Below are 21,379 nucleotides of genomic sequence, written 5' to 3'. Positions count from 1 at the left end.
CCGCACCCTAGGTGCGGGCACTGACACCCGGATGGCCGGGCTGTCCGTAGTCCCCTCCTGCCCCGATCCCGTGATCGCCCCCTTAGCGTTAACCGCTGTACCGCTGTACCGCTGTACCAAGTGGCCGCAATTTCATCGGATGCAACACTGCGGCTGGATCGCACACCGGCGGCAGCTTGACCCTTCTGTACTGGCCAGCGGCTTGCATGAGCCCGACGAGGGGGACTTGCCGAGCCAATTGACGAGTTGGTGCGTGATAGCGGGTGAGGCGTGTTTGGCTTGGTCGTGGCCTGTTGTCAGGCGTTGTTGGTGCGGTCGGAGACGAGACCGGCGATGGCTCGGTAGGTGTCGGGCAGGCGGTCGCGGCGGTGGGTCCAGCGCGTCAGCTGTTTCCAGCGTTTGTGGTCGGCGAGGGCGTGTTCGACGCTGATGCGGTCGGACGAGTGGCCGTGGCGGTCGCGTTCCCACTGTTCAACTCTGCTGGGCAGTGCTCCCGGCCGCGGCCTTCTGGGCGGCGTGGTCGCTTGTCCTCGGTGGTCGCGACTGAGGCCGAGGTAGCCGTCGTCCAGGAGGACCTCGACGTCGGAGAAGTGCTGGAAACAGACGGCGATGCCCTCGTTGCGGGTGGCCGTGACATCGTGCGTGGCGGGAGACGCCACCGCTCCAGACGACTATGACCGGGCCTGCGCGGTGGACGATCTGGCTGGTGTGATCCCCATCGACGAGAGCGGTGCGCAGGCACTGGTGCTGGCGGACGAGCCGGCGACCAGCTGCTATCTGCTCCGGCACCGAGCGTTCTTGCGGTGGCTTGCCGCGGAATCCGAGGCCGGACTGAGAGCCGCGGCAGACGCTGTCCTCGCAGACCCGGCCACGGTGTGGGAGGAGTGCGGCACCTGGGCCTCGGACGGTCCGGCGGTGCTCATGGACTCCGCCGAAGCGGGTTCCGACCTGGGCGTCGAATACCCCGACGGCGGGATGCCCGCCGAGGCACCGGTCCCACTGCCCGCCGGCCGCTGGAGGGTCCGCGCCGCCCAGACCAAGGTGGACGAGGAGAACTGGGTCGGCCTGGTCCAGCTCCTGCCCGCCGAATCCTGAACGGACAGTGCTTTCGCCGGGGGTGGTCAGTCGCGGCGCGCAAGGTTGTGCAGATGGGCGATGCCGAGCATCGCGTGGTGCACGCCATCGCCTTTGAGGCGGCAGTCGCGCAGGATCTTCCAGGTCTTCATCCGTGCGAAAGCATGCTCAACCCGAGCGCGGACCATGCGGTGAGAGGAGACGGTGGCCACCGGCAAGATCCGCCGGTCGGCCAACCCGCTGAAGCTGGTGAGCCCGTCGAACGTGCGGGACATGGCGCGCGTGCCGCTCGGTGTCGCGCAGGCCCGCAAGCTCGTCGCGGACTTCCGGCCGGACGTCGTGCTCGCCACCGGCGGGTACGTCGCCGTCCCCACCGGCCTGGCGGCACGGCTGTGCCGGCGCTCGCTGGTGCTCCACGAGCAGACCGTGCGCCTGGGCCTGGCCAACCGCAAGTTGGCGAGCTCCGCGACGCGGATCGCGGTCTCCTCCGAGTCGACGCTGCCCCTGCTGCCCGAGGCGGCACGCGGCGCGGCCGTCGTCACGGGCAACCCGATCCGACCGGAGGTCCTGGCGGGCCACCCGGACAAGGCCGTCGCCGCGCTGGGCCTGCACGACTTCGACCGCCGACTGCCGACCGTGTACGTGACCGGGGGCGCCCAGGGCTCCCAGCAGATCAACGGAGTGGTCCGGGACTCACTGCCCTGGCTGCTGGAGCGGGCGAACGTCGTCCACCAGTGCGGCCCCGACAACGTCGACGAGTTGCGCCGACACGCGTCCGCCCTACCGACGGCGCTGGCCGGCCGCTACCACCTCACGGGCTTTGTCGGCCCCGAACTTCCCGACGTGCTGGCGTTCGCCGACGTCGTCGTCTCCCGCAGCGGCGCCGGGACGCTGGCCGAGCTGACGGCCCTCGGCCGCCCGGCCGTGTTCCTCCCGCTCGCCTCCTCGGCCGGCAACGAGCAGGCGCACAACGCCCGGCATCTGGAGGAGGCCGGTGCCGCCGTCGCCCTGCTCGACGAGGTGACACCGGGCCGCCTCCGGGAAGCGCTGGCACCGCTCCTCACCGACCCCGCCCGACGGCAGGCCATGGCGGAGCGAGCCCGTGCCCACGGCCGCCCCGACGCGGCGGACCGACTCGTGGACGTCCTCCTGTCCGCCGCGACGAACTGAACGTCCGGGTCACTTGCGCGGGCCACGGCCCGGGGTCGGGCCTGGCCGACACTCACGTCCGCGTCAACCTCGGGCGGGTCGTCGTCGCCTGGTCCACCGGCTGAGGTGACGGCCGGTAGGACTGGGCGAGGTGGCGTTGCAGCCGGATGTGGCGGAACTGGTAGACGGCGCCGGTCTGGCGGAGCACGCCACGGCGGTAGGCGTCCTCCAGGAAGACGACCGTGTTCCAGGGCAGTCTGCCCGTCAGCGGCAGCCAGACGCGGGACAGCGTGAGCCACTGCCCCCAGGCGGTGAAGGCCAGCACGTAGGACGACGCGCCGCCCAGTCCGCCGACCGCGCCGAGCAGGGCCGCGTCCGCCAGCCGCCACACCAGCGGCCCGAGGAGGTCCTGGAACAGGCCGACGACAAGAAAGCCGCAGAGGCAGACGCCGAGGGTGACCGCCGGCATGAGTACCAGGAGTTGGTGTCCGGCGGTCGCGCGGTTGGCGGACAGCAGCCGGAGGGGCGTGGCCGCCGCGGTGATGTCCATCGGCGCTTCGAAGGCCGCGAGCAGCCCGAAGACCAGCCCGGCCGACAGGCCGAAGATCAGCGCGAAGACCAGCATGTTGATCAGCACGCCGCGGAGCACCCCGGGGTCGGAGAGCGACGACCCCAGGTAGAGAGCGCGGAGCAGCGCGTGCGCCCAGGCGTACCCGATGCCCAGCACCGCCCCGCCCAGCAGCATGAACCCGAAGCGGGCGGTGAACGCGCGCAGCGGCCGGCGGGCCACCCGGCGGTCGGCGGCCGGCAGTCTGAGCCGTACCCGGGACGGCTGGAGGGCGACCCGGTCCAGGGCTGCCATCACGGCGTAGACGAGCCCGAAGGCCACCCCGGCGATCAGCCCGACCAGTGTCCCCTGGACCAGTACGATCGCAGGGCCGAACCACTCGACGGACTGCCAGAGTTGGGCGACCAGCCCCACCAGCCAGGTGGCGGTGGCCATGCACAGGGCGGAGGTCAGGGTGACGTGCAGGACGCGGGTCCCCGTCGGCAGCCCGCGGCTCAGTCGCCACCAGGTGAGATCCTGCCGGCCGCCGTCCCCCTGACTGAGGCTGTGGGCGAGGTAGCCCAGCCAGTGCCGGGCACGCTCGGCGTCCCACTCCCGCTGCCGCCGACCGTCCTCGGACCGCTCGGGCGCACGGCGCCGGTAGACCGTCGGTACGAAGCCGGCCAGCAGATGTTCCTCAAGGTCGCTCGGGGTGGGGAAGCGTGTGGTGTCGAGTAGTTCGGCCGGGCTCCGGTCGGGCGCCTCGCTGTACATCGTCCGGGCCAGGATCACCATCAGCGGAGTGCGCAGCACGTCGGCGAGTTGGGCGGCCCCGGGGGCGTCACCGGTTCGCAACGCCTCCAGCACCTCGTCCCACACGCCGGTGCCGCTGCCCGTGGCACCACCCGTGGCGCGGCGGACCTCGTGGGCGACGGGTCGTGCGGTGCGGGGCAGGTAGGCCGCGAGATCCTCGACGGTGAGGTCGGCCAGTTCGATGCCCGCGGCCCACACCAGGGGTGCCCGGGTCGCGGTGACCACCTGCTCGTACTCGTGCCGGCGGCTGGTCAGGACCAGCGGCAGGGAGGTGTCGTTGAGCGCGTCCAGCGCCGCGTCGCGCAGGCCCCGGGCTATCTCGTCGAACCCGTCCAGGACCGGCAGGATCAGGTCGGCGTCGACCAGCGCGGCGGCCTGCGTCGTTCCACCGGCGACCCGGCGGGCGAGGTGGGGGTGGTCCCGTAGCAGCCGGCCCACCAGCAGGTCCCGCACGGTGGTGGTGGCCGGGTCCCACGAGCCGAGGCTGACGATCACCGGCACCGGATCGGCCGGCGCGCGGGCCGCGAGGAGGTCGAGGGCGAAGCGGACGGCGAGCACCGACTTCCCCGAGCCCGCCCGGCCGAGTATCACCAACCGCCCGGACCCGATCCGCCGGTAGGTCTCCGCCACACTGCGCACGTCACCGCTCAGGTCCACGCCCCCGGCGGTGGCGCCCGGTTCCAGCCGCTGGACGTTCTCGGGATGGTCCGTCAGGGAGGCGGGCGCCGGCTGCCATCGCACCGGAAGCGGGAACGGATCGTGGACCCGGCGCTGCTCCTCCTCGCGCCGCCAGCGCCGCCGGACCTCCCTGGCCAACGAGTCGGCGGCGCTCGTGAGCACGTCGTCGACCGGACGCGGCGCGGGGGTGTCGGGCGGCGCGGAGGCGGGCGGGGGCGGCGGCCCGGTCACGGTGACGGGGACCGGCTCGGGCGCGGGGGCCGTCGGTGGCCGGTCCACGGTGTCGGTGAGCCGACGGCGCTCCTCCGGCCGGGCCTCCAGAGCGTCCGCCAGCAGGTGCAGCGTCTTCACCCGGTGGCCGGTGGACTTGCCGGTCTCCAGTCTGCGGATGGTGCGTACGCTCACCGTGGACCGCTCCGCCAACTGCTCCTGGGTGAGGCGGGCACGCTTGCGTAACTGGCGCAGCAGCGAGCCTGGTTGGTCCGTCATTCGGGGCTCCCACCTCGCACGGATACGGCGGTCCTGAGCGTAGCGTGACGACCGGTCACGCATGGCCGGTCGACTGGCCTGTTCCCTGAACCGCGTGCACGCCATCGTGACAACGGACCGGCGGCCCCCGCCGGCACGTCACACGAAGGAGCACTCCCGAATGGGACCCTCAACTCCACGTCGCCTGCGGGCCCTTGGCGCGGCACTCGCGGCCGCGCTGGCACTCACCGCGCTCAGCGGCCCGGGCGCTCGGGCGGACGCCCCCGCCATCCCCGACTTCGCCGACGGGTTCGGCCTCCAGGTCGCCCAGCCGACCGAGGTGCACTCCGGTACCGACCTCACCCTCACCGTGACCACGCCACAGGTGTCCGGCCCGCACAAGATCCGCGTCTTCCTGCCTCGGGACTACGCCGCGAACCCGCACAAGCGTTGGCCGGTCGCATACTTCCTGCACGGTGGCGGCGGCAACGTGAACGACGCCGCGGCCGCCCCCGCTCTGCGCTCCGACAAGATGATCACCGTGGTTCCGGACGGCGGGCGCAAGGGCTGGTACGCGAACTGGAAGATGCAGAACACCGTGCTGGAGGCGGCCAACTGGGAGACCTTCCACCTGGAGCAGGTCGTCCTCTTCATCGACGCCAATCTGCGCACCTTGCCCGACCGCGCGCACCGGGCGGTCACCGGTCTGTCTATGGGCGGCTCCGGCGCCCTGCACTACGCCCAGGCCCGACCCGACCTCTTCGGCCACGTCGCCGCGCTGTCCGGTGGCCTCGACTTCGGAATGGCGGAGATCCGCGCGACGGTCGTCGCCACCGAGCTGAACCTGCCGGGCGCCTGGTGCGCGGTGAGCAGCGCGAGCGGGTGCCCCGACTACGGCCCGTACGTCGACAGCGACGCCATCTTCGGCTCGCCCTACCCGGTGTTCGGCGCCGACCGCCTCTGGCGCGCCTACGACCCCGCGGCCCCGGCCAACCTGGCCCGGCTCGCGGACACCTCGGTCACCCTCTACACCGGCGACGGGGACGTCATCGACGCGCGGACCGCGCGCGCCGCCCGCACCGTCAAGTCCCGGCTGGACCAGCTGAACACCCCCAGTCGCCTTGTCGACTACGGCAACGGGAAGTCACTCGCTCCCACCTGCAACGGCGGCCACAACTACGGCTGCTGGGCCCCGGCGTTCGCCGACTACGTGCCGCGCCTGGAAGCCGCCTTTGCGGCGGCCGCGACCAACTGACCGACTTCGACCCGCTCATCGAGGAGAAGCCACCACCATGGCAAAGCACAAGCAGTGGAGCAGGGCGAGGCTTCCCGTCGTCGCAGGCGCCGTCTGCGCGACGATACTGGCCCTGTCGGGCCCGGCGGCAGCCCAGGCCGGCGCAACGGCCGAGGAGGAGCACGCGGCCACACTCGCGGCGCTCAAGAGGTTCCAGGCCGCCGCCGGCCCGGGTGCGGCCGTCCACGCCGGGAACGGTGACGGCTCCTGGACCCTGTCCGTCGGCACCGGCACCGTCAACTCCACGCGGCCCATCAAGTCCGACGAGCACTTCCGCGTCGGCAGCCAGACCAAGACCTTCACCGCGGCAGTGCTGCTGCAACTCGTCGACGAGGGGAAGGTGTCGCTGGACGCGATGATCGACGACTACCTGCCCGGCGTCGTCTCCGGCAACGGCTACGACGGCACCCGCATCACCGTCCGCCACCTGCTCCAGCACACCAGCGGCCTGGCGGCGTACAACCCGTACCCGGTCACCCAGGCGCCCAAGCCCAGTCCGGACGGCACGTACGACCTGGCCGCCTCGGTACGCAAGGGGCTCAGCAGCCCGCCGGTCTCCGCGCCCGGCGCGGGCTTCACCTACTCCAACACCAACTACCTCGTGCTCGGCATGCTCATCGAGAAGGTGACGGGCCAGAAGGTGCACCAGGCCGTCACCGACCGGGTCATCACCCCGCTGGGCCTGGAACGCACGGTCTTCCCCGCGCCCGGCGATCGCACCCTGCCCGCCCCGGCGGTCAACGGCTACCACGGGGCCCGGCTCGGCGGCCTGTACTTCTGGGCCCCGGCTCTCAGCTACGACCCGTCCCTCTACAGCAGCGCGGGAGCGGTCATCTCCACACTGGAGGACCTGACCACCTTCTACCGGGCGATCACCTCGGGCGAGGTCTTCTCGTCCGCGAGCCTGGCCGAGATGGAGAGGGTGTGGAAGGCCGAGCCGGGTGGCGACGGCGGCGTGGGACTGGGCATCGGCAAGTTCAAGCTGTCCTGCGACACCGTCGCCTGGGGCCACAACGGCGGCGTACCGGGCTACCTCACGCAGACCCTGGTGACCAAGGACGGCCGCCACGCGTCCGTCGTGACCAACACGCTGTTCCAGCTCAACACACCGACCAAGCAGCTCGCGGAGCTGCTGGACACGGCACTGTGCAAGGACGCGCCGAAGCGGTACTGACGCGGCGGCGGGTGGGGCGCCCCGCGGGACACGGGGGATCTCGCGGAGCGTCCCGCCGCACCCGGGCGCCGGCCCGCGCCACGTCCCGCACCGGCCGTAACTGGCCGGTGGCACTGTGGCCGGTCTCCTGACCTGTTTCCCCGGACCTCCCGGCGGCACCCTCGCTCTCACACCCCCCTGCACCATCGCACCCACGCACCATCGCACCTGCGGCATCGAGGAGTTGACATGGCGTACCGCTACCGATGCGGCGAATGCGGCTTCACCACCCGGTGGACCACCGAGTCCGAGGCCGAGGACCTCGCGGTCGCCCACTACGCCGACCGGCACCCCCGACTCGTCCCGGGCGGCAGCGTGGAGATCAACCGGAAGAACCCGAACTCACTCGGCTGCGTCCCGCTGTTCGGCCTGGCGTGCCTCGTGCTGTTCCTGATCATCGCCTCCTGTCAGCGCTAGGCGAAACGAGAGCCCGTGATGAAGGAATTCGGCGCCACCGACCCGCGGGCGGCCCATGACCCTCCGCTCCTGCCCCGGCCCGGCTCCGGCGGCAGGGGCGCCGTACCAGTATCCGAAGGGAAACGTGATGACCGGTACACGGCTGCTGCCACTCGGTCCGGACGACCCACGGCAGCTCGGCGCGTACCGCATCGAGCGGCGGATCGCCTCCGGCGGAATGGGACGGATCTATCTCGGGCGGTCCGGCAGACCCGGCGAAGGCGGCCACCTCGTCGCGATCAAGACGCCGATCGCAGCGGGCACGGTGAGCCCCGGCGACCGCAAGCGGTTCGCACGCGAGGTGGAGCTGGCCCGTCGGGTGGACAGCGTCTACACGGCGCGCGTACGCGACGCGGGACTCGCGGACGCCCGCCCGTGGATGGCTGTCGACTACATACCGGCTCCCCCGCTTTCCGAACTCGTCGACAGACAGGGCCCGTTGCCGGTCCCCGCCGTCCGCTGGGTGGCGGCCGGCGCCGCGCGCGCCCTGATCGCCCTGCATGACGAAGGCGTCATCCACCGGGATGTGAAGCCGCAGAACATCCTGCTACCCGCGGCGGGCCCGCGCCTCATCGACTTCGGCATCTCCCACGCGTACGACCTCACCCGGACCGCCCTGACGCTAGGCACTCTCGCGTTCAGCTCACCGGAGCAGGCACGCGGTCAGGCGTCCACCACGGCATCGGACGTGTACTCACTCGGCGCGACGCTCTTCTACCTGGCCGTGGGTCGCCCGCCCTACCGCGACACCGAGAACATGCTCCAACTGCGCGCCCTCGTGGACAACAACGACCTCACGCTCAAGGGAATGCCCAGGGAGTTGGCCCCGCTGATCCGACCCTGCCTGGCCGCCGTGCCCGCCAAGCGCCCGCACCTCCCCGACCTCCTGACGGAGTTGGACCGGACCGTCCCTCCGGGAGGCAGTGAACAATCGCTGCCACCACACTGGATGGCACTGATCGAAGCGTACGAGGCCGAGGGCCGGCGCCTGCGGGACACCGCCCCCAGCAACGAGACAGCGACGGAACGACTGCTCACCCAGGTACTGCCGGCGCTGCCCACCCGCCCCTACACGCAACTGCGCGAGGCGGACACACAGCTGCGGGACGCCGCCCGAACCCCGCAGCGTCGGGCCAGACTCGGGTACGTCGCGGAGACTCTGCGGCGCCGCCAGGAGGAACTCCGCCGGCGCGTGCAGCAGGGGAGACGAGAGGAGCGTGCGAGGCAGGCGCGCGCGCAGCGCGAACGTGAGGAGGCGAAGCGGCGCGAACAGCTGCGCAGGGCGGAACAGGAGCGCAGGCGAGAGGAAGCCGAGCGCAGGCGCAAGGAGGCGGAACGCAGGCGTGAGGCGCTGCGGTCGGTGGCCGCCTGCACCGGGCTCATGCTGCTGCTCGCCGCGGTCATCGGCGGGTTCGCGTACGCCCGGGAGAACGGGCTGATTTCTGAGCGGAACGACAACGCGAGCTCGTCGAGCTCCCCCGCCCCCGCCCCTGATCCCGACCCCGCCCCCACCAACACCCGTACAAGCGGGAGCAGCACCGGCGGCGGCTACGGCTCGGTCGACAACAGTTACACCCCGCCCCCGCCCCGAGAGCCGGACCCTCGCGACAGGGCGTTCGCGGCGGTTCGGCGCGGGAACTGCCTCAACGTCCACGACGACGGCTATGACAGATGGAGCAAGGACACCCCGCACACCGTGCCGTGCGGCTGGCTGACCGCGTACGTACGTGTCACCGGGGTGGCCGACTCCGACAGGTGCGAGTCGGGTGGCGGGCGCACCTCCTGGTCGCACACGAACGACGACCTCACGCGCACGGTGCTGTGCCTGGAGCGGCAGTTCCGTACGGGCCAGTGCTTCCTCGCCACCGCGAAGGACCGGCGCCCGAACACGGCGAACCTGATGACCATCTGGGACTGCAACGCGAGCAGGGCGCCGGTCAAGTACGACTTCATCATGCGGATCACGAGCGTCGGATCCGGCACCGTCGGGAACTGCGGCCTGGACTACGCCTGGGAGATCCACGGCGGCAGAGGAACGATCTGCGCCGCCGTCGCCTGAGCCGCGCCGTCCCACGAAGCGGCGCCGCGAGAACCCCGGCGGCGGCCTCGTCAGAGGCACACCCTCCCTACGGAAGAACGACGGTTCACCAGGCGACGTACCACTCAGCCCAAGGAGGCACCAGATGGACGAGCCGACCCCTCCCCCGGACGGCCACGCACCGGCTCCACCGCCGCCGGCCATACCGCCGCCACCCGCCTACCCGCCGACGCCGCCGGACGGTCCCGGACTCCGGCACGCCCGTACCCGGCCGGGACGACAGCGTGCCTGGCTGATGCTGGGTGGTGCCCTCACCCTCGTCCTGGCGCTGGTCGTCGGTGCCCTGGTGGTGACCGGCGCCGGACTCGTCGGCGGCCGCAACAGCCCCGAACGGTCCGGCGGCGGCTCTGACGGGACCGCGCAGCAGAACCAGACGCCGCGTCAGGACCTCAAGCCCTTCCAGGAGGCCGTTGAGAACCTGGCGACCGCCGAGGGCCTGCGCTACAAGGACACCTCCGCCTTCGGGATCACCGAGAACGAGATCACCGTCACCGCCGGCGGCAGCAAGTACGGCACCACCGGCTCAGGCAACAGCCGACACGACCGGGACCTGCTCAGCGTCGGCGGCAAGACGTTCCTGCGCTGGCAGAAGAACCCCGCCCCCGGACCCGGGGCGGAGTCCGGCGCCCGGGAGAAGCCCAGCGCGTGGATGGCCGGCCTGGACGACGGCTCCACCCTCGTCAAGGAGTCCCTCGACCGCACCCTCCCCCCGCCGAAGCTCGCGGACGTCCTGACCAAGGCCCTGGCCGAGGTGGCGAAGAACCCGACTCCGGCGTCCCGGGCCGAGGAACGGCCCCGCAGTGTGCAGGGGACACCCGCGCGCGCCGTGAACACCCCGGCCGGCCGGCTGCTGGTCACTAAGGACCTGCCCCACCGTGTACTGCGCCTGGAGTCCTACGACCCGCGCGAGGCCCTCGACCAGTACCGCAACGGCGAGACACCGACCGAGATCCCGCGCGTGACCACCGGACCGCTCGCCGGGGGCCAGGCCGAGGGCATGGACCTCACGCCCCTCACCGGCGACGACGTCAAGCCGATGTTCGACGACCTGCTCGAGCGCACCAAGCAGCTCAAGGACGCCACCGACCGCGGCATCAACTTCACCCTCAACGGCTCGGGAAAGCTGAGCTGCGGCGCCGGAGGCTGCTCCGTCGATCAGAGCTTCACCGGCCAGATCTCCGCCAAGGCCCGAGAGCAGCGCGTCACCGGCGGCAAGGTCACCGCCGTACTGAGCGCCACCTTCACCATCGGCGGCCGGCCCGCCGGCTCGTGCACCAGCAGCCACGGCACGTTCCCCGTCACCGGCGAACGCGTCTCCGGCAGCCTCCGCTGCGCCAACCCGGGCGCCGGCGCCGTCTACTCCTCCGTGGCCGCGCAGGAAAGGGCCAAGGCCCAGGCCCAGTCCCGAGCCAACGGCGGACGGCCCGTCCGGTACAGCATTCCGCTGCGCGCCAACACCCTCGTCGACGCTCGCGCCCTCGCCGCGCTCGAGGTCAGACAACTTGTCGACCGCGTCCAACGCGAACGCGACACCGCGAACTGCCCCACGCGCCCGAACACCGCGCCCCAAGGCGCCCCCGGCACTCCCGTCACAGGGGAGATCGCCCCCGGGACCCCGCTACCCGGCCCGCCGCCGGCCTCACAGGCTCGCACCTTCAGCGCCCACCTCACCACGATCACTGGCCGGATGCCGGCGACCGGTGTCATCACACCTGTTCGCAACGGCAAGTGCCCCGACGGGAAGCTTTCTGACCCGCTTCCGCAGGGGATGTCCAAGCACTTCGTGAAGGCCTATGACGACATCAAGGCCGGGAGGGGTGTTCCTCAGACAGACCCTGCCACAGGGGCGCAGAAGGTGTTCCAGGGGAGGGCGGCTCACGAAAGGCGCTGGGCGGGGGCCTTGGAGTATCGAGTTCCCGGCACCAAGGGTGACGACGCACGAATCCTGGTGAAGACTCTGCCCGACGGGCGGACAGTGATGGGGTGGACGAACGACCACTACCGGACAATCAAGCCGTTCAGCGCACCGCACTTCCCGGACTCCGGGTGGTGAGTGACTCTGGCTCCCCGTAGGAGAGTGCCTACAGCAACGGAGCGTGGAGAGGTGACGCTGCCCGCACCTCTCCACACTCCGTGGAGGATTCCCCTGTCCACCAACCGAAAGACACGAAGTGAGCGAACATGACACACCCCATCCGATCTATCGCCTGGTAGAGGAGGAGTCCGACAGGGTCATTATCGCGGCACACGAGATCAACGGGTTCTTCGTTGATCCGGATCGCGTCAAACCAGAGAGCGTCCTTATTCTTGGTTCGGCACAAGAGCCAGTCCGCGTGGGCGAGGACCTCACAGACGTGGAATTGCGCGTGGTCAATCCCACTGGCGCAAGGGTTGGTTCCTACTACATCGGCCGCGTTGGCCTGCGATCCGAGTTGCCTGGCGGGGCACGCGCCGGGCAGGCCGGCTTCCTAGCCACCTTCTACGGCTACACCTGCCCCCACCCCGCGGCAGGAGCGATCTGGCGTCGATGGGCTTCCGAAGACCCGCTCCGCCACGGGGAATGGATGGAATACCCCGCAGAGGCGCACGAAAGCTGGCTCCACGTGGTTCAGAACTCATGGTTCACAGCCGGGCGCACAGCCACAAGGTACGACACCAGAACGCTTTGCACCATCGACGGCAGCAAGATCCTCAACGAAAGCAGCTTCTACTGCGAACTCGGCGAATCAGTGAACGGCGTGGGAGGATATTTCGGATCCACTCTGGACGGGCTCGCTGACTGCCTCACCTCATCCACAGCAAGCGGCAATCGATTTGACGTACTATGGCGCGAATCAGCCCCTTCCCGACAGAGGATGGGCTCCTCGCTCACCAAGTCCATCATGGGAATTCTCAAAGAGTTCGACATCGACGTAACGCTGAGATAGCACAGAACAAGCGACGGAAGTGACCCGCACACGACACCACGAGCAACTCACCGACAGACACGGCCGACGTGTCATGGCAATCCGGAGGTGGGAGCGCTTTGCCGGGCGAGGGACCTCGTGGCGGTGGACGCGCTGGCCGGGCGCCGCAGACGTAGTGCCACCCTTTCTTGATCGCTTGAGGGTTACGGAGACCGGCATGCGCCGGTACTCTGCACGGCGTGGTCAACTCGTTCACCGGCCTCGACGACGCTGAGGTCGCGATAGCCGCCGCCCGGGTCAGCGGCTTGCTCAACAGGGTCCGTATGTCGAAGTACGGACCCGCGCTCCGCCAGGAGCTCGCCAGTCCCCGTCACAGTGCCGAGGTCTGGGCCGCTGCTGCGGAGGTGCCGGCGCACCGATGCGAACGCTCGGGGTGCAGCTCGCCCCCGTTCCCCCAGAAGCAGATGGGACGTCCTCGCTGTTTCTGTTCCGCGGCGTGCAGACAGGCGGCCTACCGTGAGCGTCGGTCGACGGCACGGGGGGAGAGGAGGGAAGAAGGCCAGCTGGTGGGCCCTCGGTCGGCCAGGCTGACCGATTACTCGGCTGCCCTCCCGGATTTCCCCGAAGTCCGGGGGAGTTACGACCTCACTGGCGGCTACTGGGACTACGTCGCGACCCAAGGGCTGTCCCGTAACTGGCGGCGTCCCGTCTCAGTGAGGTTCAGCCGATGCCGTTGAGAGCGAGCGGCAAAACCAGGTCGACGTAGGCCAGTGCGGTACCCGATCATGCGTTCATGCCCCTGAGAGGAACCCTTGTCCGAGCCGATGCAGACCTGGCCTCTGGCCGGGTTCCCGTCGCGCGCCAGCGCCTGCGCGGTCTCATCTCGTCCTTCCCGCACGACCTGACGCTCCGCCGTCGTCTGGCCGAGGTGTACCGGCTCTACGGCGACGCCGCCGAGACTGGACGCTGGATGTACCTCGAAGAGGACCGGAACGCCGACGAGACCGCCGCCTTCGAGGCGCGATACGGGTCTCCCGGGTGGCGGATGAAGGCCCTCGCCTGCCAGGGCCCCGAGGCGAAGGCCGCCGCCGCTTTCGCGGAGGGGCAGCTGGTCGCGGTGCGGACCGCCTGCGCCGAGGAGGTGGGGCACCCCGTCGACTGGGACGACCCCGCCTCTACCGGGACGGCCGCGTCCCGCTCTCGCCAGCTTGCTACCACCCTGCTACCTTGGTAGGTGTGGCCTCTACAAAGAAGCAGACACAGCTCCGGCTGGAACCGGACGTCCTTGCCGCAGGAAAAGACGCGGCAGCAGCCCGAGGACTGGACTTCAACCGCTACATCGAACGGCTGATCGCCGAGGACACCTCCGGCACCCGGGCCGCCGGCATGGCGAGCGCCCAGCGTCTCCTCGACGAACACGGCGCCTTTCTCAACGCCGTCGAAGCAGACCTCGACGCGCAGCACTCACCAGCGCCCCGGGGTGCCGCTGCGTGAGCATGGCCCTGCACGTCGACCTGTCCTGGATCCTCGAGGTCGCCGAACGCGCCGGCCACCGCGACCCCGCCCCCGACGACCTCGGCGTCCCGATCGCCGCCGTCGCACGACATCGAGCCGAGCTCCTCGAGACCCCCGTCTACGGCGGCGCATATGCACGGGCCGCCGCACTGGTCCACACCCTGGACCGACTGCGCTGGCTGGAGCACTCCAACCTCACCGTCGCCTGCGCTGTCGCCGCGATGTACCTCGAGGCCAGCGGCATCCCCACCACTCCGACACGCGAGCAGCTCACCGCGCTGGCGGGCGAACTCTACGACCCGAACTGCACCACCACACGCATCGCAGCACTGCTGCGCACCTGGCGACCCTGACAGGCACAGTTGCTCTCCGCGGACATGAGTGGCCTCCTTCGCACGTGTGCCCCGTGCGGGGCCTCCCCGCGGGTGCGGAGCAGTGTCCGGCGACGGCGGGTAGACGGGACCATCCTCGAAAGGTGCCTCCTCACGGTGAGCTGGAGTCGCTCGGTCTCGGTGAGGGTGTCCGGAAGGCGGAGGACTCATCCGTGGGGAGCCCGGGGCCAGAGCGCGGCGTGCGGGCTGATCATGCAGATAGTCAGCCGGGTGAACTGGTTCAGTCCGACACGGTTTGGGCGGATCAGTTGGCATCGCAGCCGATGCCGTCTCCGTCCCGGTCGAGGCGGTGCGGGTCGTCGGGGCCGACCCAGACGGGGCCCGGCAGGTCCGGGCAGTCCACATCTGGGGCGCCTGGGGGAGGTCCGTCCGGGAGGTCTGGGCGTGCCGGGGTGTCCGGGGCAGGCGCGTCGGGCCGGTCCGGGGGAACGATGGAGGTCTCCGGCTGCTCGGGGCATGCGGTCCACAGGCCGGCTCCGGCCTGCTGGGCGGCCTCCTCGGCATCAGAGATCCTGGGCCAGTACTTGTCGTTGGGCGGGTAGAGGACCGCCTTGGCGTGGCCGCTGCGGACGAGGGACTCATTGACGAAGGTGCCCTGCTCGTTCCATACGTACAGCAGGTACCGGTCATAGGGGTCGGTGAGTTCGACGTCGCGTTCCGCGTGGATGCGGCTGCCCGGCGGCAGGAGCGTGGTGGTGCGGGCGGTGGCGTCGTCGGCGAAACAGGCACCGCGCTCCGGGGTGTCGATCTCCAGAAGCCGCACCCGGGCCACGGCGTCCTTCGGCAGGACCCGGCCGTCGCCACGTACCTCGACGGTGTCACCGTCGATGATGCGGAGCACCACCACGCCCGGCGGAGCCGTCGAGGGCGACTTCGGCTTTGTGGCCGCGGAGCCATCAGAGGGCTCAGCAGGCGGCTTCGTCGTACCTGCGGGCGAATCGTGATGAGGTTTGTCGGACGGCTGCGTCGCAGAGGTCTCCGTCGGCGCAGCCGTGCCGGAGGTGCGCTCCTGGCCCTCATCGAGCAGCGCCCCGAGGCCGCCCAGGCCCAGGAGAAGGCCGATAATTACCAGGACCGCGGCAATCCAGGGATGGTTGATGCGTTTGGGCCCTCTGGGACCGCGCGGGTTTCGCCGGCGGGGTCGCCAGGGTCGGTCGCGCCAGGCATTGGCGTCGGGCGGCGGAGAAGGGCACATGACGCCCTCCAAGGGTGGAAGGTTCCTTACCAGTACATTACTGGCCCTGCTGGGCCGTCTCCCGACGGGCCATGGGGGCACCGGCCAAGATCAGCCGTCTACTGGCCGCTTGCCTTCAACTAGGCAGTTCTGTTGGGCTGGTGACCTAGGCACCCTCCCCTCGATGGGCATCTGTGCTGGTCAACGTCTCAAGGACCGGCGGAACGGTGGCCGACAGGTGTCGTGCATGACAAGGATCCGATGTCACTCGGCATGGCCGGGATTCCTGGTACCCGGACAGCGCAGACCCAGCCGAACAGCTGGTGCCGTGCGGCGGTTCCTGACGGGCATGCGGGAGATCATGGTCGCGGACCAATCGGGGAAGACACAGGGGGTAGGGGAATCATGGTGGCGTTCCACGCATCCGCGCTGGACGGAGTCGCCCGAAATTCGGCGCTGCCGACACCGCTGCTACTGCGCCTGCTCGCCTTCAAGGGGAACGGCGACCGTCCGCCCCGTGACGCTCTTCAGCGGGCCGGACTCCCTGAGCCGGCCGTCGCGCTGATCCTGGCCCACCCGAACCCGGGCTCCCGGATCGACTTCGCCATGAGCGCCAGGGCGGAGCCTGCACAGCGGGCCCGGCGGTCATGTCCCCTGTGGTGGTGTAGCCGGACCGATCTGATCGTTGTTGGGGTAGATCTTGTCCATGCTGCCTTCGGGGAGGTAGCGGCGGGGGAAGGCGATCCACTCGTCGTGCATCTCGATGAGCACGGCGGTGGTGAGTCGTTCGAGGGCGTCTGGGTTGGGGAAGATCTGGACGACGTCGGTCCGGCGTTTGATCTCGCGGTTGATCCGTTCCAGCGGGTTGGTCGACTGGATCTTCTTCCAGTGCCGATCAGGGAAGTCCGCGAACGCGGTCAGGTCCTCCTTCGCTTCCAGGAGCATGGCACTGACCTTGGGGAACTGGCGGCCGAGCATGTCGGCGACGGTGTCGAGCTGGGCCCGGACGGCTGCGGCGTGGGGCTGGGCGAAGATCGTGCGGATCGTCGCTGCCACCATCTCCGCGGAGTCCTTCGGGATCACCGCGAAGACGTTGCGCAGGAAGTGAACGCGGCATCTCTGATAGCCGGCGCCGAGCATGACCTTGCGCACGGCCTTGACCAGGCCGGAGTGGTGGTCGGCGATGACCAGGCGGACCCCGTTCAGGCCCCGTTCGCGCAGGGAGCGCAGGAACTCGCTCCAGAACGCCTCGGTCTCGCTGTCGCCGACCATCAGTCCCAGCACTTCGCGTCCGCCGTCCTCGGTGATGCCGGTGGCGATGACCACGGCCTGGGAGACGATCTGGTGGTTCACCCGGGCCTTGCAGTACGTCGCGTCCAGGTAGATGTAAGGGAAGCGGGTGTGGTCCGGCGGGCGGGTGCGGAAGACGGTGAGTTCGGTGTCCAGTCCGGCGCAGAGCCGGGAGACCTCGCTCTTGGAGATGCCGGTGTCCGCTCCCAGGGCCCTGACCAGGTCGTCCACGCTGCGGGTGGACACCCCGTGGACGTATGCCTCGACGATGACGGCGTAAAGGGCCTGGTCGATACGGCGGCGGCGTTCGAGCAGGCTGGGGAAGAAGCTGCCGGTGCGGACCTTGGGGATCGCCAGGTCCAGGTCCCCGGCCTGCGTGGTCAGCACCTTGTCGCGGTGACCGTTGCGCCAGGTCGTACGTGTCTCGGCGTGCTCGCCGGGCTCCGCGCCGATGTGGGCGGTGGCCTCGGCCTCGATGAGTTCCTGCAGGATCCGCTGGGCCAGGACCCTGATCAACTCGATTCCGTCCGCCGTACGCAGTGACTCCATCAGCCGGAGTAAGTCATGCTGGGACAAGGCCATCGTGTCACCTCTCTCAACGAGCTTCGCTACTCGGAGAGTTGCGCGATGGCCGCCTCATGGCCAGGGGCTATACGAAGATCGCTGCTACACCACTCGGCGGGACACCATCGGCCCGGCTCGCGGACGATCCTTCTCCCAAGGTGCGGGCAGCTCTTGCATATGGACCCGAGGCGTACGATCCGCGCGCAAAGGTCGCGCCGCTCCCGGACGCTGTGTGCGTCCACCTGCTCGACGACCCCGCGCCGTCCGTCCGCACGGCACTGCTGGACTCGCCCCATCTGGCGCCGTCGTTCGTGGCGTCGATGGCCACTCATCACCGTGCGGCAGCGCGCCGGGAATCCGTGCATGCATGGGAGGCCCTGTCGGCGGGCGAGCGGTCGGCACTGCTGGCCGACCCCGACCCCGAGGTGCGACAGGCCGCCGCGCTGCAGGAGTGCCGACGGGACGCACGCGTCACCGCCGAACTCCTCCGCGACCCGAAGTCCGCCGCCGAGGCACTGCGCCGCGGGCTTCTCTTCCGCGCCGACGCCGAGCGGTGCGTCGCCGAGCGGACACACCTGGCCGCCCTCGCCGAGAACCCGTCGCTGCCCGCCGACCTCGTGGAGCGGCTCGCCGTCGACCCCGACGAGAACGTACGGCTCGCCGTCTCCCTGCGCCCCGAGCTGGACGAGACACGCGCATGGCAATCGACTTCACGGCAGGGGACCTCGACAGGGGCGACGGCGTGCAATGGGTACGGGAGGGGCTCACCGACCCTGAGGTGCTGCGTCGGGCCGCAGCCTCCGCTCACCCACTGCTCCGACGTGCCGCCGCCCGGAGCCCCCATCTGCCGCCCGACCTGCTGCGGCTGCTCGCACGCGTCGAGGACCCGGTGGTGGAGAACCGCCTGGGCATTCACCACCCCGACACCCCGGAGGAGGTCCTGATGCGGGTGTACGCGAGGCTTGGCGGGACGTTCTCCGCCTGGATGGCGGAGACGCACCCCCGCTTTCCCCGTAAGGGCCTCGCCGCCCACTACGCGGACCACCCCGACGGGAACTACCGCCGACTGGCCGTACGGGACCCGGCCGCCACACCGGAGCTGATAGAACGGCTCAGCCACGACCCTGTCGTCTGGACGCGTCAGGCGGCGGCCCGCGACCCGCGCCTCCCGCTCCACCGGCTCCGCGAGGCCCTCCATGTCCCCGAACTGGCCTCCAGCGCGGGTGCCAACCCGGCGCTTCCCGAGGACGAGATGGCCGCCGTTCTGGATCGGGCCGGCGTTCCCGCCTGACCGCCAAGCGGAACCGACTTGCTCGCACCCCAAAGCGAAGGCCGCGATCCACCGACCAGCGGTTGGTAACTGGGTTCGCAGGTCAGCGGGGGCGGTGAGGGGTGCTGTTGGGCTGTGTCATCCACTCGCGGTTAATGGCTCGGGATGTGCCCGAGCCTGCCTCATGGGTCCGTCCTGCTGCTTGACGCGGTGTCACATAGCGGCATATCTCGGGCGCCGGGCAACGTGCGTGTGCCCTGATCTCGCCGGAGGCGCTTGCCCTCGAGTTACTTGAGGGCCTTAGCGTCAGCGGCCATGGCAGCCCTCGACACCGCCCGACCCGTCTCAGCTCGCCCGGCCCTTCCTCGCATGTATCTCGTCTGGCTCTTCGGCACCCGTGCCTCACTGCTCGGTGATGCTGTCCTGTACTTCGCGCTCGGCTGGGCCGCCAGTGCCCATGGTGGCGGGATGGGCGCTCTGGTCCTGACCGCTATTACCCTTCCGCGCACCTTGCTGCTGTTGCTGGGTGGTGCCGTCGGTGACCGGTTCGGCGCTCGCCGGGTGATGATTATCGGGGACGCCGTGATGCTCACGGTCACGCTCATACTGGCCCTGGTGGGTCTGCGCCTGGGAGCATCTCCCTGGCTCCTCGTCATGGTCGCCGCCGTGATCGGCACTGTCGATGCGTTCTATCTGCCGGCCACCGGGTCCATGCCCCGCCGTCTGGTGGGGAAGGACCAGCTCCCCCGGGCGTTGGCCATGCAGCAGGCCGGCGGCCAGATCGCCTCGTTGCTCGGGGCTCCGGTGGGCGCCGTACTCGTCGCGGCCGCCGGGCTGACCGGCGCGGCGGTCGCCAATGCGGGCACCTTCGCAATCGTCCTCGTGATGCTCGTCTGCGTCCGGCCGGCCTTCGACGTCGAACGGTCCCCTCGCGGGGAGGGTCTCTTGACGGGCGCGGTCGACGGGGTGCGGATCGCCGTGAGGGATCCAGTCCTGCGGCCCGCGTTGCTGCTGACGGCCGCTGCCGCGTGTTTCCTCCTGCCGGTGGTGCCCCTGCTGAACCCGCTCCTGGCGCGGGAGCAGGGCTGGAGTGCGGAGGTGGCCGGCCTGGTCGCCGGTGGTCAGAGCCTCGGGATGGTCGCGGTGGCGCTGGTGGTCTCGCGGCGGGGCACCCTGGGCCGGATAGGCGTGGGTGCGGCATTGGGGCTGTGTGTTTCGGCGCTGGGAATCGCTGCGGTGGCCATGGCTGAGACAGCCGCCGTAGCCGTGGCCGGAGGAATCGTGGTCGGTGCGGGCTCCGGGATGTTCGCCTGCCACATCAGTCCGCTGGTGCTGACCAACATCCCGGACACGCACCTGGCCAGGATGCAGGCGTTGCTGATGCTCGTTCAGAGTCTGGCGCTGGTGGTGGGCAACAACGCACTTGGCGCACTCGCCGACGCCCAGGGGGCGACCATTGCTGTGGCGGTGTGCGCGGTCGGTGTCGGCGCCGCAGGGACGGTGGGTCTCTCCCTGAAGCCGATCCGTCGCCTGCGTCAGAAATGAAATGGGTCAGGTCGGGGTATCGCGACGGCTGACGTCGGCGGCGTAGTCGGCCGCCGCGGGGGCGCCGGCGGTCATGGTGAGACCATCCCTGCGGGTGCGGGTGCGGGTGCGGGTGCGGGTGCGGGTGCGGGGAGCAGGAGCGCCGCCTGATGGAGCGGCTCGACCCGTCGGGACCATCCCCGCGAATGCCGGGAGCAGGGTCGGTGACGCTGCCGGACTGTCGTGGACGGGGACCATCCCCGCAGGTGCGTGGAGCAGGGCGGTCCGATCGGCGGGTTCCCTGACGGCGGGGGACCATTCCCGCGGGTGCGGGGAGCAGTACAGGTCGGGCAGGTCGGCGATCTTGCAGATGGGACCATCCCCGCGGGTACGGGGAGTAGAACGCGTCGTTCCTGAAGACCTACGCCCTGGTGGGACCATCCCCGCGGGTGCGGGGAGCAGGGACAAGAGGTCGCAGGACCGGTTCGGGGAGATGGGCCATCCCCGCGGGTGCGGGGAGCAGGCCTGCAAGGACGTCAGCATCGTGTCCTGCTGGGGGCCATCCCCGCGGGTGCGGGGAGCAGTGGTCGCCTTCCGGGTTGGACGCGCCGTAGCTGGGACCATCCCCGCGGGTGCGGGGAGCAGGTGAAGGACCCGAGGCGCAGGTGCACGTTGCCGGGACCATCCCCGCGGGTGCGGGGAGCAGCGTCGTCATCGGGCGCCACCTGTCCGGGTGTAGGGACCATCCCCGCGGGTGCGGGGAGCAGTGGCAGGCGAGGAGGACGGCGTGGGCGATGGAGGGACCATCCCCGCGGGTGCGGGGAGCAGTCGAAAACACTGTCATTCCCGTCGTCCGCAAAAGGACCATCCCCGCGGGTGCGGGGAGCAGGCGTGCCCGACGTAATCGAGATGGAGGTGCGCGGGACCATCCCCGCGGGTGCGGGGAGCAGATCG

General features: G+C 70.3%; 15 protein-coding genes, 3 pseudogenes and 1 CRISPR repeat array (1 of these 19 cut by a window edge). Of the genes and pseudogenes, 13 read left to right on the top strand and 5 right to left on the bottom strand.

Going from position 1 to position 21,379, the window contains the following annotated elements; translation table 11 throughout:
* Positions 1-296 precede the first annotated feature (296 nt).
* A pseudogene (locus ACFYOP_RS33180) lies at positions 297-641 on the bottom strand (transposase); the annotation flags it as partial.
* Positions 642-708: 67 nt separating this feature from the next.
* Between ACFYOP_RS33180 and ACFYOP_RS33175 the strand changes: the two are divergent.
* Positions 709-1,095 (top strand): Imm21 family immunity protein, encoded by a 387-nt coding sequence (locus ACFYOP_RS33175; RefSeq protein ID WP_356899059.1) that lies wholly within the window; start codon positions 709-711, stop codon positions 1,093-1,095.
* A 26-nt stretch (positions 1,096-1,121) separates the two neighbouring features.
* On the opposite strand, the pseudogene ACFYOP_RS33170 reads toward ACFYOP_RS33175, so the two are convergent.
* Positions 1,122-1,271, bottom strand: a pseudogene (locus ACFYOP_RS33170) (transposase); the annotation flags it as partial.
* A 4-nt stretch (positions 1,272-1,275) separates the two neighbouring features.
* Here ACFYOP_RS33170 and ACFYOP_RS33165 point away from each other — a divergent pair.
* Positions 1,276-2,244 (top strand): annotated as a pseudogene (locus tag ACFYOP_RS33165) (glycosyltransferase); the annotation flags it as partial.
* Between the two features lie 52 nt (positions 2,245-2,296).
* Here the strand turns inward: ACFYOP_RS33165 and ACFYOP_RS33160 are convergent.
* A complete protein-coding gene (locus ACFYOP_RS33160; RefSeq protein ID WP_356899060.1) occupies positions 2,297-4,750 on the bottom strand; it encodes a helix-turn-helix domain-containing protein in 2,454 nt (817 codons plus the stop codon).
* 160 nt (positions 4,751-4,910) lie between these two features.
* Here ACFYOP_RS33160 and ACFYOP_RS33155 point away from each other — a divergent pair, with 160 nt between their 5' ends.
* From ACFYOP_RS33155 to ACFYOP_RS33115, 9 genes are all read left to right on the top strand, one after another.
* Entirely contained in the window at positions 4,911-5,984 is a 1,074-nt protein-coding gene (locus tag ACFYOP_RS33155; RefSeq protein WP_356899061.1) for an alpha/beta hydrolase-fold protein, read from the top strand.
* 37 nt (positions 5,985-6,021) lie between these two features.
* Positions 6,022-7,197 carry a serine hydrolase domain-containing protein gene (locus ACFYOP_RS33150; protein WP_356899062.1) on the top strand — a complete coding sequence of 392 codons (1,176 nt, stop codon included), beginning with the start codon at positions 6,022-6,024 and terminating at the stop codon, positions 7,195-7,197.
* Between the two features lie 228 nt (positions 7,198-7,425).
* Positions 7,426-7,653, top strand: a complete 228-nt coding sequence (locus ACFYOP_RS33145; protein ID WP_356899063.1) for a hypothetical protein — start codon at positions 7,426-7,428, stop codon at positions 7,651-7,653.
* 127 nt (positions 7,654-7,780) lie between these two features.
* Positions 7,781-9,751, top strand: coding sequence for a serine/threonine-protein kinase (locus ACFYOP_RS33140; protein WP_356899064.1), 1,971 nt, complete (start codon positions 7,781-7,783; stop codon positions 9,749-9,751).
* Between the two features lie 124 nt (positions 9,752-9,875).
* Entirely contained in the window at positions 9,876-11,843 is a 1,968-nt protein-coding gene (locus ACFYOP_RS33135) for a hypothetical protein (protein WP_356899065.1), read from the top strand.
* Positions 11,844-11,961: 118 nt separating this feature from the next.
* Positions 11,962-12,717, top strand: coding sequence for a barstar family protein (locus ACFYOP_RS33130; RefSeq protein WP_356899066.1), 756 nt, complete (start codon positions 11,962-11,964; stop codon positions 12,715-12,717).
* Between the two features lie 772 nt (positions 12,718-13,489).
* Complete coding sequence (locus ACFYOP_RS33125; RefSeq protein WP_356899067.1) at positions 13,490-13,930, top strand: DUF6584 family protein; 441 nt, start codon at positions 13,490-13,492, stop codon at positions 13,928-13,930.
* Between the two features lie 2 nt (positions 13,931-13,932).
* Positions 13,933-14,190 carry a hypothetical protein gene (locus tag ACFYOP_RS33120; protein WP_356899068.1) on the top strand — a complete coding sequence of 86 codons (258 nt, stop codon included), beginning with the start codon at positions 13,933-13,935 and terminating at the stop codon, positions 14,188-14,190.
* Positions 14,191-14,192: 2 nt separating this feature from the next.
* Positions 14,193-14,564 (top strand): fic family toxin-antitoxin system, toxin component, encoded by a 372-nt coding sequence (locus tag ACFYOP_RS33115; RefSeq protein ID WP_356899099.1) that lies wholly within the window; start codon positions 14,193-14,195, stop codon positions 14,562-14,564.
* 283 nt (positions 14,565-14,847) lie between these two features.
* On the opposite strand, the gene ACFYOP_RS33110 is transcribed toward ACFYOP_RS33115, so the two are convergent.
* A complete protein-coding gene (locus ACFYOP_RS33110; RefSeq protein ID WP_356899069.1) occupies positions 14,848-15,450 on the bottom strand; it encodes a thermonuclease family protein in 603 nt (200 codons plus the stop codon).
* A gap of 972 nt (positions 15,451-16,422) precedes the next feature.
* Positions 16,423-17,649, bottom strand: a complete 1,227-nt coding sequence (locus tag ACFYOP_RS33105) for an IS256 family transposase (protein WP_356899070.1) — start codon at positions 17,647-17,649, stop codon at positions 16,423-16,425.
* A 679-nt stretch (positions 17,650-18,328) separates the two neighbouring features.
* Between ACFYOP_RS33105 and ACFYOP_RS33100 the strand changes: the two genes are divergently transcribed.
* Both ACFYOP_RS33100 and ACFYOP_RS33095 read left to right on the top strand, forming a co-directional pair.
* Positions 18,329-18,922 carry a hypothetical protein gene (locus tag ACFYOP_RS33100; protein ID WP_388453856.1) on the top strand — a complete coding sequence of 198 codons (594 nt, stop codon included), beginning with the start codon at positions 18,329-18,331 and terminating at the stop codon, positions 18,920-18,922.
* A gap of 294 nt (positions 18,923-19,216) precedes the next feature.
* Positions 19,217-20,446, top strand: coding sequence for an MFS transporter (locus ACFYOP_RS33095; RefSeq protein ID WP_356899073.1), 1,230 nt, complete (start codon positions 19,217-19,219; stop codon positions 20,444-20,446).
* Between the two features lie 169 nt (positions 20,447-20,615).
* Positions 20,616-21,379: a CRISPR direct-repeat array (repeat unit 25 nt; unit sequence CCATCCCCGCGGGTGCGGGGAGCAG); it runs 362 nt beyond the window's last position.

The sequence above is a fragment of the Streptomyces sp. NPDC006294 genome (assembly GCF_042870895.1).
Lineage (GTDB): Bacteria > Actinomycetota > Actinomycetes > Streptomycetales > Streptomycetaceae > Streptomyces.
This window is presented reverse-complemented; position numbering and strand designations above follow the sequence as displayed.

Excerpts from the sequence above, each read along its gene's own strand:
- ACFYOP_RS33135 (WP_356899065.1), top strand. The coding sequence starts at position 9,876 with ATGGACGAGCCGACCCCTCCCCCGGACGGCCACGCACCGGCTCCACCG.
- ACFYOP_RS33150 (WP_356899062.1), top strand. The coding sequence starts at position 6,022 with ATGGCAAAGCACAAGCAGTGGAGCAGGGCGAGGCTTCCCGTCGTCGCA.
- ACFYOP_RS33105 (WP_356899070.1), bottom strand. The coding sequence starts at position 17,649 with ATGGCCTTGTCCCAGCATGACTTACTCCGGCTGATGGAGTCACTGCGT.
- ACFYOP_RS33115 (WP_356899099.1), top strand. The coding sequence starts at position 14,193 with ATGGCCCTGCACGTCGACCTGTCCTGGATCCTCGAGGTCGCCGAACGC.
- ACFYOP_RS33095 (WP_356899073.1), top strand. The coding sequence starts at position 19,217 with ATGGCAGCCCTCGACACCGCCCGACCCGTCTCAGCTCGCCCGGCCCTT.
- ACFYOP_RS33125 (WP_356899067.1), top strand. The coding sequence starts at position 13,490 with ATGCCCCTGAGAGGAACCCTTGTCCGAGCCGATGCAGACCTGGCCTCT.
- ACFYOP_RS33145 (WP_356899063.1), top strand. The coding sequence starts at position 7,426 with ATGGCGTACCGCTACCGATGCGGCGAATGCGGCTTCACCACCCGGTGG.
- ACFYOP_RS33100 (WP_388453856.1), top strand. The coding sequence starts at position 18,329 with ATGGCAATCGACTTCACGGCAGGGGACCTCGACAGGGGCGACGGCGTG.
- ACFYOP_RS33140 (WP_356899064.1), top strand. The coding sequence starts at position 7,781 with ATGACCGGTACACGGCTGCTGCCACTCGGTCCGGACGACCCACGGCAG.
- ACFYOP_RS33155 (WP_356899061.1), top strand. The coding sequence starts at position 4,911 with ATGGGACCCTCAACTCCACGTCGCCTGCGGGCCCTTGGCGCGGCACTC.
- ACFYOP_RS33160 (WP_356899060.1), bottom strand. The coding sequence starts at position 4,750 with ATGACGGACCAACCAGGCTCGCTGCTGCGCCAGTTACGCAAGCGTGCC.